Here is a 13,997-nt window from a genome sequence, read left to right as displayed (position 1 = left end):
AAAATTTAACCAAATCGACGAAAGCGTCCCAAAATGCCCGTCATCACAACCATAGAAGATCTCCGCCGCATCTATGAACGCCGCGTTCCGAGGATGTTTTACGATTACGCAGAAAGCGGCAGCTGGACAGAGCAGACATTTCGCGAGAACAGCTCAGACTTTGAAGATATCAGGCTGCGCCAACGGGTTGCCGTCGATATGTCCGGGCGCTCAACCGCATCGCAGATGATCGGACAAGAGGTCGCGATGCCGGTCGCCCTGGCACCTGTCGGATTGACCGGGATGCAACATGCGGACGGAGAGATGAAGGCCGCCAAAGCCGCCGAGGATTTCGGTGTCCCCTTTACATTGTCGACCATGTCGATCAACTCGATCGAAGACGTGGCGGAACACACCAACAAACCATTCTGGTTCCAGCTCTATACAATGAAGGATCAGGATTACGTAAGCCGTCTGATCCAACGGGCGAAAGACGCTAAATGTTCGGCCCTGGTAATCACGCTGGACCTGCAAGTACTTGGGCAGCGGCACAAGGACTTGAAGAACGGATTGTCCGCCCCACCAAAGCTGACCGCAAAAACCATCGCAAACCTGATGACCAAATGGTCCTGGGGCCTTGAGATGCTGGGCGCGAAGCGCCGGGAATTCGGTAACATCGTTGGCCATGTCGAAGGTATTTCTGATGCGTCATCGCTGGGGGCATGGACGGCAGAACAATTCGACCCCAGCCTGGATTGGCATAAGGTCGAAAAATTGATGGAACAGTGGGGCGGCAAGGTCATCCTGAAAGGGATACTAGACGCTGAAGATGCCAAAATGGCGGCTAAACTGGGCGCGGATGCTATTGTGGTTTCAAATCATGGCGGCCGCCAACTGGACGGCGCACTCAGCTCAATTCGGATGTTGCCACAAATCATGGACACCGTGGGCAATGATGTTGAGGTCCATCTCGACAGCGGCATTCGTTCTGGTCAGGACGTGCTGAAAGCGTTGGCTCTTGGCGCCAAAGGCACCTTTATCGGCCGTGCATTCGTGTACGGTCTTGGTGCCATGGGTCAAAATGGCGTCACGACGGCATTGAACGTCATCCGCACAGAGCTGGACACCACAATGGCCTTGTGCGGCGAACGTCACGTCCAGGATCTGGGACGCCACAACGTGCTAGTGCCCCAAGATTTTGGCGGATGTTGGCAGACCTGATCGGCCGCTGTCTGAACCGACCTCGGCATGGGGGCTCTGCCCCCGACGCCTGCGGCGCCTCCCCCGGGATACTTGTAGCCAGATGAACAAGGGATCCCAGCTTCATCTGGCTAAAAATATCCCGGAGCGCGAGGCAGAGCCTCGCTGAAAAATAATCCTGCGGCAGGCCTTTCCAAATCCAATGAATCAAGCTAAGGACGCGGCTTCACGCGGGTATACAGCCTTGGAGGATGCCCGCCCTAACATTGGAGAATTATCATGGCTGGAGAGATTCCTGATCTCGTAGCTCTGGAACGGACGGGGACAGGCAAGGGCGCCGCTCGTCAGGCACGCCGCGATGGCATGGTTCCGGGCATTGTTTTTGGTGGCGACAAAGAACCGCTGCCGATTCAGATCCCGTTTAACGTCCTGTTCAAGCGCCTGAAAGCAGGCCGGTTCAAGTCGACCCTGTGGAACCTGAAGGTTGAAGGCCACGATGACGTCCGTGTCATCTGCCGCGACGTTCAGCGTGACGTTGTCAAAGACTTGCCGACCCACCTGGACCTGATGCGTCTGCGTCGGACCACCAAAATCGCGCTGTTCATTCCCGTTGATTTCATCAACGAAGAAGAGGCACCCGGTATCAAGAAGGGTGGCGTTCTGACCGTTGTCCGCCCGGAAGTCGAACTGTTGTGCACCGCCGGCGACATCCCCGAGAAGATCACCGTTGATCTGACCGGCATGGAAATCAATGACGTTGTGACCATCTCGTCGGTTGATCTGCCGGGTGGCACCAAGCCGACCATCGACCGTGATTTCGTTATTGCGAACATCTCGGCCCCGACCGGCCTTGCGTCGGACGACGACGAAGATGACGAAGAAGTGGCCGTTGACGAGGTTGAAGTCGTTGGTCAGGAAGAAGCAGAAGAATAAATCCAGACCCAGTTTTCTGGATTGCGAAACGGGGCCCCTGTGGTCCCGTTTTTCTTTGTGCACAGAGGGTGGAAACCCAAGTACAAACCATGCGATCAAGCAGATGTACATTTCTCGCTTGAGATAGGGACGTAGCAATGAAGTTGTTTGTCGGATTGGGAAACCCGGGTTCAAAATACGCCCGCAATCGGCACAATATCGGCTTTATGGCTGTGGACCGGATTGCCGATGACCACGGGTTTGGTCCCTGGAAGTCCAAGTTTCAGGCAGAAATCGCCGAAGGGCGTCTGGGGCATGAAAAGGTTCTGCTCATCAAACCGCAAACCTTCATGAACCGCTCGGGCCAGACAGTGGGCGAAGCGATGCGTTTTTATAAATTGGAGCCAACCGAAGTAACGGTGTTCCATGACGAGCTGGATCTTGCCCCCGGCAAGGTGCGGGTCAAGGCGGGCGGCGGGCATGCGGGCCATAACGGTTTGCGCTCGATCCACGAACATATCAGCCCGACCTATGACAGGGTGCGCCTAGGGATCGGACATCCGGGCCGAAAAGAAATGGTCTCACCCTATGTGCTGGGTGATTTTTCCAAAGCTGATGCAGACTGGCTGGATGATGTCCTGCGAGGCGTCTCGGATGGCGCAGGTCATCTCGCCGACGGCGAAGGTGGCAAGTTCATGAATGCGGTTGCGCTGCGCACGGCCCCGCCGCGGTCGTCGAAATCACCTGCGGAGGCACCCAAAACCGCGCCAAAACCCGCGCCGCATTCTGAACCTGACGACCGCTCAGCGATGCAGAAACTGATGGACAAATTCAGGTAGAGCCAGATCTCTTGCCGTAACGTCCCATTTGCCCAATGGCACCGGGCACGGTCCAATACGATACTCAAATGGGAGGCGACATATGAGAACTTTGTTGAAGTGGGTGCTGCGCATCCTGCTGATGCTGGTGCTGGCCGCAGTTGTTGTGGGTATTTGGAAACGAGAAGAAATTCAGCGCCTGATGGCCGTGAATTCCCTGTTTGCCGAAGACAAGATCGTTCACAACTTTTCCCATATGAATGAGGCCTTCAAAACCGTGGACCTGCCACGCGGCAAAGGGCCGACATCAGAGCTTGGCTATGGCACTGGCTTTGACCTGCCGGAAGGCACCGATACTTGGATCGAAGACCGCTCGGTGACCTCGTTATTGGTTATGCAAGGCGGTCAGATCCGGTTCGAGGAATACTATCTGGGCACAACAGCCGAAGACCGGCGGATATCTTGGTCTGTCGCCAAAAGCTATTTGTCCGCCCTTTTCGGTATCCTGTTGGCCGAAGGTGCAATCGATTCACTGGACGATCCGGTGGTGAAATACGCGCCCAAACTGGAAGGCTCGGCCTATGAAGGCGTGACGATCCGCAACGTGTTGAACATGGCCAGCGGCGTGACCTTTGATGAGGACTACCTGGACTACAACTCGGACATCAACCGGATGGGTCGTGTTGTGGCCTTGGGCGGAGAACTGGACAATTTCGCAGCCTCTCTGCAGGACAGTTTCACCGCGCCGGGCGAGACCTGGCAGTATGTCTCAATCGACACCCATGTCGTCGGCATGGTAGTGCGCGGCGCAACCGGCCGCAGCGTTGCCGAGCTGTTGAGCGAGAAGATATTGCAGCCGCTTGGGTTGGAACATGACGGCTATTACGTCACCGACGGTGCAGGCGTAGCCTTTGTTTTAGGCGGGTTGAACTTCACCACCCGCGACTATGCCCGGTTCGGCCAGATGATCCTGCAAAACGGCACTTACGATGGCCAGCAACTGGTGCCTGCGGACTGGATTGCCGAGTCCGTCTGGCCCAGCGCACCGACCGCATCCGGCAAGATCGGCTATGGATACCAGTGGTGGATTCCTGTTGGCGCGCATGAGGGTGAATTTCTGGCGCGCGGTGTGTATGGTCAATACATCTATTTTGATCAACCCCGCGATATGCTGATTGTTGCGACTGGGGCAGATCGCAGGTTTCGCGATCCCGGCGTAAACGACGCAAACATCGAGATGTTCCGCAAGATTGCCCAAAGCCTGTAAGGTGTAGCCATGCAGAAACAGGACAGTATCAATGTATTGGGTGACGCTCTGGCCCCATGTTCGCGCGATCCGCTGACCGGGTTCTTTCGGGATGGGGCCTGCGACACCTGCCCCGAGGATCAGGGCAGTCACACGGTCTGTGCGGTGATGACGGCCGAATTCCTGGCCTTCTCAAAATACGTGGGCAATGATCTGAGCACCCCGCACCCAGATTTCAACTTTCCGGGGCTAAAGCCCGGGGACAGCTGGTGCCTGTGCGCTGCACGGTTCCTTCAAGCCCATGACGAAGGGTGCGCCCCCAAAGTGCATCTGGAAGCGACCCATCAACGTGCACTGGAAGTGGTGCCGTTGCGCATGCTGAAAGACCACGCGACCGAAAACTAGTCGAACCGGCCCAGGCTTTCCCGGGCCCGTCGTATTTTGGGGTCAATCGATGCTGCGACCTTCGGTATCCGACATGTCAAAATTCAGATATTTGGCCACGGTCTGCACATCCTTGTCGCCGCGCCCGCACATGTTCATGCAGATCAGGTGATCTTCGGGCAAATCTGGCGCGATCTTCATGACGTGAGCCAATGCGTGGCAGGGCTCCAGCGCCGGGATGATGCCCTCGGTTGCGCAGCACAGCTGGAACGCCTCCAGCGCCTCTTTGTCGGTGATCGAGACATATTGTGCGCGGCCTATTTCATGCAGCCACGAGTGTTCTGGCCCGATACCCGGGTAATCCAGCCCAGCTGAGATCGAATAACCTTCTAGAATCTGCCCGTCGTCATCCTGCAGCAGATAGGTGCGGTTGCCGTGCAGCACGCCCGGACGTCCACCGGTCAGAGACGCGCAATGTTCCATCTTTTCATTCACGCCCTTGCCACCCGCCTCGACGCCGATGATATTGACGTCCTTGTCGTCCAGAAACGGATAAAACAGACCCATCGCGTTCGAGCCACCGCCAATGGCGGCGATAAGCGTGTCGGGCAAACGGCCCTCGGCCTTGTGCATCTGTTCCTTGGCTTCTTTGCCGATGATCGACTGGAAATCGCGCACCATCGCCGGATAAGGATGCGGACCCGCCACCGTGCCAATGCAGTAGAACGTGTCGTTCACATTTGTCACCCAGTCGCGCAAGGCATCGTTCATGGCGTCTTTCAAGGTACCGCGGCCAGATGTCACCGGAATGACCTCGGCCCCAAGCAGACGCATGCGGAACACATTGGGGGCCTGCCGCTGCACGTCATGCGCGCCCATGTAAACCACGCATTTCAGGCCGAACTTTGCACAGACGGTGGCGGTTGCCACGCCGTGCTGCCCTGCCCCGGTTTCGGCGATGATCCGGGTTTTGCCCATGCGCCGCGCCAGAATGATCTGGCCCAGCACGTTGTTGATCTTATGCGCGCCGGTATGGTTCAGCTCATCCCGTTTCAGGTAAATCTTCGCGCCGCCCAGACGCTGGGTCAGACGTTCCGCATAATACAGCGGCGAAGGGCGACCAACATAGTTGGTCCACAGATCTTCCATCTCGGCCCAGAAGGTTGGATCGTCCTTGGCCTTCTCGTATTCCTCTTCCAGCGCCAGGATCAGCGGCATCAAAGTCTCGCTGACAAACCGCCCGCCGAAGATGCCAAAACGGCCCTGTTCATCGGGGCCGGACATGAAGGAATTGAAAAGATCGTTGGCCATGGGTGTCTCCCTCGTCATACCCGTTGTTCATAGGAGGTGACGACGGGTTTTGCCATGGCAAAACGCGCCTTTTGTCCCGCCTCCGGGTTATCGCACCGCGTCAATGAAGGCCCGCATCAGCGCGGCATCCTTGACCCCCGGGGCGTTTTCCACGCCCGAGGCCACATCGACCTGCTGAGCGCCTGTCATCCGGATCGCCTCGGCCACGTTTTTGGGGTTCAACCCACCGGCCAGCATCCAGGGTTTGCGCCAGTATTTACGCCCCGCCAGCAAACGCCAATCAAATGCCAACCCGTTCCCTCCCGGCAGAACCGCGGTCTTGGGGGCCTTGGCGTCGATCAAAAGCTGGTCGGCCACTTCGCTGTAAGTATCAATGGCGGCCAGATCCTCAGTGTCGGCCACGCCGATCACTTTCATCACCGGTAAGCCGTACCTTTCTTTTACGTCGCGCACCCGGTCTACCGGTTCGGATCCGTGCAATTGCAACATATCGAAAGGCGCCGCCTGCGTGATGCTGTCCAACAGATCATCCGAGGCGTTTACAACAAGGGCCACCTTTGCCACTCCGACGGGAACATGCGCCGTCAGTTCCGCCGCCTGCTGGGGCGTGACATAGCGGGGCGATTTGGGAAAGAAGTTAAACCCAAGGTACCGCGCACCTGCGTCGGTTGCTGCGCGCACGTGATCCGGTGCGGTCAGGCCGCAGATTTTTACAGAAACATCCGGCATTTAAGGGCCTCAGCTTGCCTCGTCCAGCAGCGCCAGCACTTCGTCCTGATCCTCATTCTGCTTTTTCTTAAGCTTCTTGACCTCGCGCTCAAGCTTGCGCACTTCGCTGGTCTTGGCAGAGGCGTCGCGGCGATGTTTGTGCTCGCGCAGCCATTCCCACAGGAAGCCGATGATCAGGCCAGCGACGACACCGCCCAGCACGACAACAAACAACGGCAGGGACGTGCTGAGGTTTAAGCCCACAAGTTCGGCAAAGGCGTCCGGCATCAGCTTAAGCTCAACCGATTCCCGGTTGGCCAGAGAGATGGAGATAAGAACGATCCCGAGGACCGCCAGAAAAGCATATCGAAGGTAACGCATCATAGCCTAGGCTTTACCGTTCAAACGATCCCTTAGCAACTTGCCAGTCTTGAAAAACGGAACACATTTTTCTTCGACCTGCACGGTCTCACCGGTTCTGGGGTTGCGGCCCACGCGCGCGTCGCGCTGTTTAACGGAAAAAGCCCCAAAGCCACGCAGTTCGACACGGTCGCCGCGTGCCATCGCATCCGTTACTTCTTCGAACACAGTATTCACGATCCGCTCGACGTCTCGCTGATAGAGATGCGGGTTTTCGTCGGCAATTTTCTGAATCAGTTCTGAACGGATCATGAGTATTTCCCTCCCAGGCGACCGGTTTACCATGTCTATTACTTTGGACAGTATAGGAAAAAACCCGGTTCGGGGGAACGTAAACTCTTTAGGCAAAGCGGACATTTTGTGGGTAAGTAACGCAATTTTTCGCTTGTTCGCCCAAATTCCTCGCCTCAAGCGCGAACGACCGCCGGAACAAGCCTAAAAATCGGAACATATTGATTCGCAACAAAAACGGCCCCGCGCAGTCACGCGAGGCCGAAAAATCGGCTAAGGCTGAGGCCCGAGCTTAGTCGCCGGATTTCAACGCTGCACCCAGGATATCGCCCAGCGATGCGCCCGAGTCGGAAGAACCGTACTGTTCCACGGCCTCTTTCTCTTCGGCGATCTCACGTGCCTTGATCGACAGACCCAGACGGCGGGTTTTGCTGTCGACATTGGTGACGCGGACGTCGACCTTGTTACCGACCGAGAAACGCTCGGGGCGCTGTTCGGCACGGTCACGCGACAGGTCAGAGCGGCGGATGAAGGACTTCATGCCTTCGTATTCCACTTCGATGCCGCCATCTTCGATCGCGGTGACCTCAACGGTGATGATCGAGCCACGCTTCACGCCGCCCACGGCTTCGGCGAACTTGTCACCGCCCAAGGCTTTGATCGACAGCGAGATACGCTCTTTCTCGACATCAACTTCAGACACAACGGCCTGTACCACGTCGTTCTTGTGGTAGTTCTGGATGGCATCCTCGCCACGCTCGTCCCAGGACAGGTCCGACAGGTGAACCATGCCGTCGATGTCGCCTTCGAGGCCAATGAACAGACCGAATTCGGTGATGTTCTTGACTTCGCCTTCGACTTCGGTGCCCTCGGGGTGTGTTTCTGCAAACACTTCCCATGGGTTGCGCTGAGTTTGCTTCAGGCCCAGAGACACGCGGCGCTTGGCACCGTCGATTTCCAGAACCATGACGTCGACTTCCTGACTGGTCGAAACGATCTTGCCGGGGTGGACGTTTTTCTTGGTCCACGACATCTCGGACACGTGCACCAGACCTTCGACACCGGCTTCCAGCTCGACGAACGCGCCGTAATCGGTGATGTTGGTGACGCGACCCTGATGAACCGAGCTCAGCGGGTATTTGGCCGCAACCAGATCCCACGGATCGTCCTGCAGCTGCTTCATGCCAAGGCTGATACGGTGGGTCTCTTTGTTGATCTTGATGACCTGAACGTTGATTGTCTCGCCGATCGTCAGGATTTCGGATGGGTGGTTCACACGACGCCACGCCATATCGGTGACGTGCAGCAGGCCATCTACGCCGCCCAGATCAACAAACGCACCGTATTCGGTGATGTTCTTGACCACGCCTTCAACGGTCTGACCTTCGGTCAGGTTGCCGATAACTTCGGCACGCTGTTCGGCACGCGATTCTTCAAGGATTGCACGGCGCGAAACAACGATGTTGCCACGGCGGCGGTCCATTTTCAGAATCTGGAACGGCTGCTTTAGACCCATCAACGGGCCCGCGTCGCGCACGGGGCGGACGTCGACTTGCGAACCAGGCAAGAACGCAACTGCGCCACCGAGATCGACAGTGAAGCCACCTTTGACACGACCAAAGATTGCGCCTTCGACGCGCTGGTCGTCTGCGTATGCTTTTTCCAGACGGTCCCATGCCTCTTCACGGCGGGCCATCTCACGAGAGATGACAGCTTCGCCGCGGGCGTTTTCTGCGGCGCGCAGGTAAACTTCTACCTCGTCACCAACAGCGATTTCAGGGGCTTCGCCGGGATTTGCGAATTCTTTCAGATCAACGCGGCCTTCCATTTTGTAGCCGACGTCGATGATGGCCTGGCCCGCTTCGACTGCGAGAACCTTGCCTTTGACAACAGAACCCTCTTCGGGCGTGTCCATTTCGAAGCTTTCGTTCAGGAGGGCTTCGAATTCCTCCATGGTTGTATCAGCCATCTGGCAGTGTTTTCCTTTACATAACGTTTTTACTGGCCGAGCGGTTGTCTCCGCCGGTCTTAATAGATTGGTCAGGCGAACTGACTTAGTGCACAAAACAAAGAGGGCCGGTTGGTTCCGACCCTGCTCGTCTCATTGTTTTATGGCTCAAATCGCCTTGTCGACGCGCGCTCTATAGCGGCTTGGCGGGTGTCTCGCAAGTCGAAAGCGGTTCCGCGCCAGCAGACCAAACAATCTTGCCGCGTTCACATTCCACTGATCCCGGCCCTTCCCTGTTGCACCTACCCGTTTATTGCGGCACCCCACCGGCAACAGTTATCGACCCAGCGACCGGAGCTTTAGTCGGACCATGGAAGATTTTGACCTCATTGTCGCGCAGCAACCCCAATGGGTTCAGATTTGGTTGAACATCCTGATGTTTGGTGCCTTTGTTCTGCCCATCACACTGGTTATCTGGCGGCAAACGCGTCTGACGGCATTGATCACAGTAGTAGGCAGCTTGCTCGGCGCAGTTGGGGTGATACTGATCTTCTCGCAGATGGGATATGTCCGTCTGATGGGTCTGGGACATGCAGTGGCTTGGACGCCGCTGGCCTATTACCTATGGCGGCAACAAGGGCGTGCCGACATACCGACCCCGCCAAAGTGGATCATACGCGTTGTACTACTGACACTCGTGGTTTCGCTGGTGTTCGATTATGTCGATGTCATCCGGTATCTGCTGGGAGATCGAGCGGCGGTGCCGGTTCCTGTGTGACCGCGGGTATCAGATCTCTTCGCCTTTTTTCAGCAGTTCATCGATCAATTCACGCTGCAAATTCTCGCTGTCGCCGCCACCATATTGCTGCGCGCCACCAGAGTAGAGCGAGCCGTAGGTTTTCGCGATATTGACTGTCTGTGCCAACCCCGAAATCAGTTGATCTTTTTCCAGCGGCGACAAGGGGTGGATGAACGCGGCCCACAGCATCCCATTGGCAATCGCATAGCGGGCGTCCAGGGTGCTGTCGAAATTGGCTTGCATCATGCGTTGCATGTCTTCGGAGGTCAGACCTTCAGCGCTGCGGATGGGGACCATGGCGCGCATCCGGTCCGCATTGGAATCGATGACCACCAAAACCAGCTCATCCGACACGGTCATCTGAAAACCGGGGCCATGCGGCTGTGCATCGGGGTCCAGCGCAAATAGGATATTGCCCAGACGCTCGTAGTCCATGCGCGGCTCGCTCTCCTGTGCTGCCAGGCTTCCGGCCAAAAATATCAGCATTAGGGCTAGTCGGATCATGGTCTCTCTCCTGCGGGCAATTTCCTAACCATAGGAACCTGCCTGCGCACTGACCAAACAAAGCTTAGTGAAGAGCCTTTCCTGCACGCCCACTTCTTTGGACGATCTGCAAGGTTTGCTGGCCTTGCTGCGATAGCGCGTTCGAAACCCACGCCCTAACTTTGTTTCAGCGGATGGAAAATCAACCAGCCCGCCCCTGAACACAAAAGGAAAATGCAATGAAATCCCTAATCCTGACGACTCTGATTGCCACCCTGCCGCTGATCGCGGCCCCGGCCTTTGCAGCCGATGAGATCAACGTTTCAAACGGTATCTCGGCCGCGGGCGCGCCGTTGGCCGCGCATGGTGTCGATCTGGTTGCGCTGGTCAATGACGGCAATCCGGTCGAAGGTTTTGCCTCCAACTCCGCAACATTTGAAGGTGCCTCTTACTATTTCACCACCGCCGCAAACCGTGAAGCATTCGAGGCAAACCCTGCCGCCTATCTGCCACAACATGGCGGGTTCTGTTCGTTCGGCGTGTCGGTCGGTAAGAAATTTGACGGCGATCCGGACCAGTATCTGGTTGCTGATGGAAAGCTATATCTGTTCCTGAGTGCTGAAACGCGCGCCGCATTCCTGAAAGATGTACCCGCCACATCGAAAACGGCTGACGATCAATGGGGTAACATCAAAAGCATCGCTGTTGGCGAGCTTTAAGCCAGTGGCCCGCGGCATTAACCCGTCGCGGGCCGTTTCTGCTCGACCAAGGCCACAGCCTGAGCGAGGGCCGCCTCGATGCTTAACTCTGAGGTATCCAGCAATATGGCATCCTCCGCAGGCTTCATCGGCGCGGTGCTGCGTTCGGCATCCCGCGCATCGCGCTCGCGAACATCTGCCAACACCTGGTCGCGAGTGACATCCGCACCCTTTGCATTCAGTTCCAAATAGCGCCGCTCTGCGCGAACTTCGGCACTGGCAGTAACGAACAGTTTGACCTCGGCCCGAGGGCAAATAACCGTCCCGATGTCTCGTCCGTCCAGAACCGCGCCACCTGCGCGACGGGCAAAGGCGCGTTGGAAATCCACCAGCGCAGCACGCACATCCGGAATAACAGCAACTTTCGAGGCTGCCTGTGCGATCTGAGCTGTGCGCAAATCGCCCTGCTCCAGTTCTTCAGCAGTCAGATCCTTGGCCGAGGCTACAGGCTCCATTCCGTCCAGCGTACGACGGCCAACCGCGCGATACAGCAGCCCTGTGTCCAGATGGGCGAAACCGAAATGCGCAGCGACCCCTTTGGAAATCGTCCCCTTACCGGCCGCTGCAGGCCCGTCGATGGCAACCGTAAAGCTCATCTGCGCGCGACCTTGGCACCCAGTGATGCCATCAGGGGCTCGAAGATCGGGAAAGAGGTTGCAATCGGGCTACCATCATCGACCGAGACCGGGGATTGGGCGCCCATTCCCATGACCATGAAGGACATGGCGATGCGGTGATCCAGAAAGCTCTCGCAGGTGCCGCCGCCGGGGATGTTGCCGATGCCCAAGCCTTCGACCGACCACCAGTCTTCGCCCTCATCCACGGTGACGCCATTGGCGCGCAACCCTCGGGCCATTGCGTCGATCCGGTCGCTTTCCTTCACGCGTAGCTCTTTCACGCCGCCCATCATCGTAGTGCCAGTGGCATTTGCTGCGATCACAGACAGCACCGGGTATTCGTCGATCATTGAGGCCGCGCGTTCCGAGGGCACATTGATGCCCTTCATGTTGGGCGAATACTTTGCGCGCAGATCGGCGACGGGCTCGCCGCCCTCTTCGCGCTCGTTTTCATAGGTCAGGTCTGCGCCCATATCGCGCAACGTGGTAAACAACCCCGCGCGCGTAGGGTTCAGTCCGATGCCCGGAATCAACACATCTGAACCGGGCGTGATCAGCGCAGCGCAGACCGGGAAAGCCGCGCTGGACGGGTCGCGCGGCACGGCAATGACCTGTGGCTTCAACTCGGGCCGCCCGGTCAAAGTGATCACCCTGCCCTCATCCGTGTCCTCAACGGTGATTTCCGCGCCAAAGCCCGCCAGCATCCGTTCTGAATGGTCGCGGGTGGCCTCTTTCTCGATTACCACTGTCTTGCCGGGGGCGTTCAGACCGGCCAGCAACACGGCGGATTTCACTTGCGCTGACGGCACCGGCACCTCGTACCGCACAGGCACGGGTTCGGCCGCACCTACGATGGTCATCGGTAACCGCCCGCCAGAGCGGCCTACGGATTGCGTGCCAAACAGCGCCAAAGGATCAGTGACCCGCGCCATAGGGCGTTTATTCAGGCTAGCGTCGCCCGTAAAAGTCGCCGAAATCGGACAGGTCGCCATCGCGCCCATAATCAAGCGAACACCGGTGCCCGAGTTGCCGCAATCAATCACCTGATCGGGTTCGGCAATGCCACCGACACCCACACCATGCACTGTCCATTCACCATTGCCGTGGTCTGTTACTTCGGCCCCAAAGGCACGCATGGCCCTGGCAGTGTCCAGAACATCTTCGCCCTCTAGCAGACCCGAGATCTTCGTCTCACCCACAGCCATCGCACCCAGGATCAGAGACCGGTGCGAGATCGACTTGTCGCCGGGCACCTCTGCCGTGCCGGTCAGCGGGCCGCAGGGATGCGAGGTCATCGGGATGGGCGTGCCGTGTCCGGACATGGGGGCTCCTTTTTGCGCTATCAGTCTAAGGCCGATTAGCGAATTGGAGCCGCTTGGTCCAGCCGCAATCAGCCTTTGCGGCGGAAGGTCAGGTAATGCGGCGTGCGCCCTTCGCGCAGGGCTTTCTGTTCGTAGCGGGTGGAAATCCAATCCTCCCACGGCTCGCGCCAGTCTGCAGGGCGCTCAGCCAGCCATTCGAACCCGGCGCGCGGCACTTCCTCCAGCGTTTGGCGGACATAGTCGGGGATGTCGGTCGCCACGCGGAAAATCGACCCCGGTTTCAGGGCCCGGGCCAGAGGTTCCAGGTGTTCAGGCGTCACAAACCGGCGGCGATGGTGCCGGGTTTTGGGCCAGGGATCGGGATAGAGCAGAAAGGCACGTGAAATGCTGGCTTCGGGCAAGACATCGAAAAGATCGCGCGCGTCACCGGGATGCACGGCAAGGTTTTCAACTCCGGCCCGACGGATTTTGCCCAGCAACATGGCAACACCGTTGATGTAAGGCTCTGCCCCGATGATACCGATATCGGGATTGTTTGCGGCCTGATGCACCAGATGTTCACCACCGCCAAACCCAACCTCAAGCCAGACATCCTTGCCGCCAAAAAGCGCCTTTAGGTCCAGCGGAGTGCGTTCGGGGTTCACATCCCAATCCACAGCGCCCGGCGACAAGGCGTCAAGGTCTTCGCTGAGATACGTCTTTTGGCTGGGCTTCAGGGTCTTGCCCTTGAAGCGGCCATAGAAGTTTCTGCGCGGGCGTTTTGGGGTCTGGGTGCTCATGGGCGTGCCCATACTGCGCGGGCTGCGGCGTTGCAAGCGTTGCGACGCCTTGCACCGAAACGAATAAGCGCGCCTGGTGCGG

General features: G+C 57.8%; 16 protein-coding genes. 7 read left to right on the top strand and 9 right to left on the bottom strand.

Features of this window, described 5'->3' with window-relative positions; all coding sequences use genetic code 11:
* Positions 1-33 precede the first annotated feature (33 nt).
* The 5 genes from SJY13_RS19820 to SJY13_RS19800 all read left to right on the top strand — a co-directional run bounded on the left by SJY13_RS19820 (position 34) and on the right by SJY13_RS19800 (position 4,560).
* Positions 34-1,200, top strand: a complete 1,167-nt coding sequence (locus SJY13_RS19820; RefSeq protein WP_377193402.1) for an alpha-hydroxy acid oxidase — start codon at positions 34-36, stop codon at positions 1,198-1,200.
* 258 nt (positions 1,201-1,458) lie between these two features.
* Positions 1,459-2,112, top strand: coding sequence for a 50S ribosomal protein L25/general stress protein Ctc (locus SJY13_RS19815; protein ID WP_085824263.1), 654 nt, complete (start codon positions 1,459-1,461; stop codon positions 2,110-2,112).
* Between the two features lie 137 nt (positions 2,113-2,249).
* Positions 2,250-2,930: an aminoacyl-tRNA hydrolase gene (gene pth, locus SJY13_RS19810; RefSeq protein ID WP_377193400.1), complete on the top strand. Its 681-nt coding sequence runs from the start codon at positions 2,250-2,252 to the stop codon at positions 2,928-2,930.
* Positions 2,931-3,012: 82 nt separating this feature from the next.
* Positions 3,013-4,176: a serine hydrolase domain-containing protein gene (locus SJY13_RS19805; protein ID WP_377193398.1), complete on the top strand. Its 1,164-nt coding sequence runs from the start codon at positions 3,013-3,015 to the stop codon at positions 4,174-4,176.
* A gap of 9 nt (positions 4,177-4,185) precedes the next feature.
* Positions 4,186-4,560, top strand: a complete 375-nt coding sequence (locus SJY13_RS19800; RefSeq protein ID WP_377193396.1) for a DUF2237 family protein — start codon at positions 4,186-4,188, stop codon at positions 4,558-4,560.
* Between the two features lie 42 nt (positions 4,561-4,602).
* On the opposite strand, the gene trpB is transcribed toward SJY13_RS19800, so the two are convergent.
* The 5 genes from trpB to rpsA form a co-directional block, all read right to left on the bottom strand.
* Positions 4,603-5,850, bottom strand: a complete 1,248-nt coding sequence (trpB, locus tag SJY13_RS19795; RefSeq protein WP_377193394.1) for a tryptophan synthase subunit beta — start codon at positions 5,848-5,850, stop codon at positions 4,603-4,605.
* Positions 5,851-5,937: 87 nt separating this feature from the next.
* Entirely contained in the window at positions 5,938-6,579 is a 642-nt protein-coding gene (locus tag SJY13_RS19790) for a phosphoribosylanthranilate isomerase (RefSeq protein WP_377193392.1), read from the bottom strand.
* Between the two features lie 9 nt (positions 6,580-6,588).
* On the bottom strand, positions 6,589-6,939 hold the full coding sequence (locus SJY13_RS19785; protein ID WP_377193390.1) for a lipopolysaccharide assembly protein LapA domain-containing protein: 351 nt from the start codon (positions 6,937-6,939) through the stop codon (positions 6,589-6,591).
* Positions 6,940-6,945: 6 nt separating this feature from the next.
* Positions 6,946-7,230, bottom strand: coding sequence for an integration host factor subunit beta (ihfB, locus tag SJY13_RS19780; RefSeq protein ID WP_037310872.1), 285 nt, complete (start codon positions 7,228-7,230; stop codon positions 6,946-6,948).
* Between the two features lie 271 nt (positions 7,231-7,501).
* Positions 7,502-9,178: a 30S ribosomal protein S1 gene (gene rpsA / locus SJY13_RS19775; protein ID WP_085824270.1), complete on the bottom strand. Its 1,677-nt coding sequence runs from the start codon at positions 9,176-9,178 to the stop codon at positions 7,502-7,504.
* A 349-nt stretch (positions 9,179-9,527) separates the two neighbouring features.
* On the opposite strand from rpsA, the gene SJY13_RS19770 reads away from it, so the two are divergent.
* Positions 9,528-9,935 carry a hypothetical protein gene (locus SJY13_RS19770; protein WP_377193388.1) on the top strand — a complete coding sequence of 136 codons (408 nt, stop codon included), beginning with the start codon at positions 9,528-9,530 and terminating at the stop codon, positions 9,933-9,935.
* Between the two features lie 9 nt (positions 9,936-9,944).
* Here SJY13_RS19770 and SJY13_RS19765 read toward each other — a convergent pair whose 3' ends face one another.
* Positions 9,945-10,460, bottom strand: a complete 516-nt coding sequence (locus SJY13_RS19765) for a hypothetical protein (protein ID WP_377193387.1) — start codon at positions 10,458-10,460, stop codon at positions 9,945-9,947.
* Positions 10,461-10,678: 218 nt separating this feature from the next.
* Here SJY13_RS19765 and SJY13_RS19760 point away from each other — a divergent pair, with 218 nt between their 5' ends.
* Positions 10,679-11,158, top strand: coding sequence for a YHS domain-containing (seleno)protein (locus tag SJY13_RS19760; RefSeq protein ID WP_377193385.1), 480 nt, complete (start codon positions 10,679-10,681; stop codon positions 11,156-11,158).
* A gap of 17 nt (positions 11,159-11,175) precedes the next feature.
* Here SJY13_RS19760 and SJY13_RS19755 read toward each other — a convergent pair whose 3' ends face one another.
* From SJY13_RS19755 to trmB, 3 genes are all read right to left on the bottom strand, one after another.
* Positions 11,176-11,793 (bottom strand): (d)CMP kinase, encoded by a 618-nt coding sequence (locus SJY13_RS19755; RefSeq protein ID WP_377193383.1) that lies wholly within the window; start codon positions 11,791-11,793, stop codon positions 11,176-11,178.
* Positions 11,790-13,136, bottom strand: coding sequence for a 3-phosphoshikimate 1-carboxyvinyltransferase (gene aroA, locus SJY13_RS19750; protein ID WP_377193381.1), 1,347 nt, complete (start codon positions 13,134-13,136; stop codon positions 11,790-11,792). The genes SJY13_RS19755 and aroA overlap by 4 nt, the downstream gene beginning before the upstream one ends.
* A gap of 68 nt (positions 13,137-13,204) precedes the next feature.
* Positions 13,205-13,915 carry a tRNA (guanine(46)-N(7))-methyltransferase TrmB gene (gene trmB, locus SJY13_RS19745; protein WP_377193379.1) on the bottom strand — a complete coding sequence of 237 codons (711 nt, stop codon included), beginning with the start codon at positions 13,913-13,915 and terminating at the stop codon, positions 13,205-13,207.
* Between the last annotated feature and the right edge of the window lie 82 nt (positions 13,916-13,997).

It is taken from the genome of Ruegeria meonggei (assembly GCF_042768335.1).
Taxonomy (GTDB): domain Bacteria; phylum Pseudomonadota; class Alphaproteobacteria; order Rhodobacterales; family Rhodobacteraceae; genus Ruegeria; species Ruegeria meonggei.
The sequence above is the reverse complement of the archived record's forward strand: the minus strand, read 5'-3'. Positions and strand labels throughout refer to the sequence as shown.

Bases quoted from the DNA above. Each gene is read 5' to 3' on its own strand.
- SJY13_RS19800 (WP_377193396.1), top strand. From the start codon at position 4,186: ATGCAGAAACAGGACAGTATCAATGTATTGGGTGACGCTCTGGCCCCA.
- SJY13_RS19790 (WP_377193392.1), bottom strand. From the start codon at position 6,579: ATGCCGGATGTTTCTGTAAAAATCTGCGGCCTGACCGCACCGGATCAC.
- trmB (WP_377193379.1), bottom strand. From the start codon at position 13,915: ATGAGCACCCAGACCCCAAAACGCCCGCGCAGAAACTTCTATGGCCGC.
- SJY13_RS19785 (WP_377193390.1), bottom strand. From the start codon at position 6,939: ATGCGTTACCTTCGATATGCTTTTCTGGCGGTCCTCGGGATCGTTCTT.
- trpB (WP_377193394.1), bottom strand. From the start codon at position 5,850: ATGGCCAACGATCTTTTCAATTCCTTCATGTCCGGCCCCGATGAACAG.
- SJY13_RS19770 (WP_377193388.1), top strand. From the start codon at position 9,528: ATGGAAGATTTTGACCTCATTGTCGCGCAGCAACCCCAATGGGTTCAG.
- ihfB (WP_037310872.1), bottom strand. From the start codon at position 7,230: ATGATCCGTTCAGAACTGATTCAGAAAATTGCCGACGAAAACCCGCAT.
- SJY13_RS19760 (WP_377193385.1), top strand. From the start codon at position 10,679: ATGAAATCCCTAATCCTGACGACTCTGATTGCCACCCTGCCGCTGATC.
- SJY13_RS19755 (WP_377193383.1), bottom strand. From the start codon at position 11,793: ATGAGCTTTACGGTTGCCATCGACGGGCCTGCAGCGGCCGGTAAGGGG.
- rpsA (WP_085824270.1), bottom strand. From the start codon at position 9,178: ATGGCTGATACAACCATGGAGGAATTCGAAGCCCTCCTGAACGAAAGC.
- SJY13_RS19765 (WP_377193387.1), bottom strand. From the start codon at position 10,460: ATGATCCGACTAGCCCTAATGCTGATATTTTTGGCCGGAAGCCTGGCA.
- pth (WP_377193400.1), top strand. From the start codon at position 2,250: ATGAAGTTGTTTGTCGGATTGGGAAACCCGGGTTCAAAATACGCCCGC.
- SJY13_RS19815 (WP_085824263.1), top strand. From the start codon at position 1,459: ATGGCTGGAGAGATTCCTGATCTCGTAGCTCTGGAACGGACGGGGACA.
- aroA (WP_377193381.1), bottom strand. From the start codon at position 13,136: ATGTCCGGACACGGCACGCCCATCCCGATGACCTCGCATCCCTGCGGC.
- SJY13_RS19820 (WP_377193402.1), top strand. From the start codon at position 34: ATGCCCGTCATCACAACCATAGAAGATCTCCGCCGCATCTATGAACGC.
- SJY13_RS19805 (WP_377193398.1), top strand. From the start codon at position 3,013: ATGAGAACTTTGTTGAAGTGGGTGCTGCGCATCCTGCTGATGCTGGTG.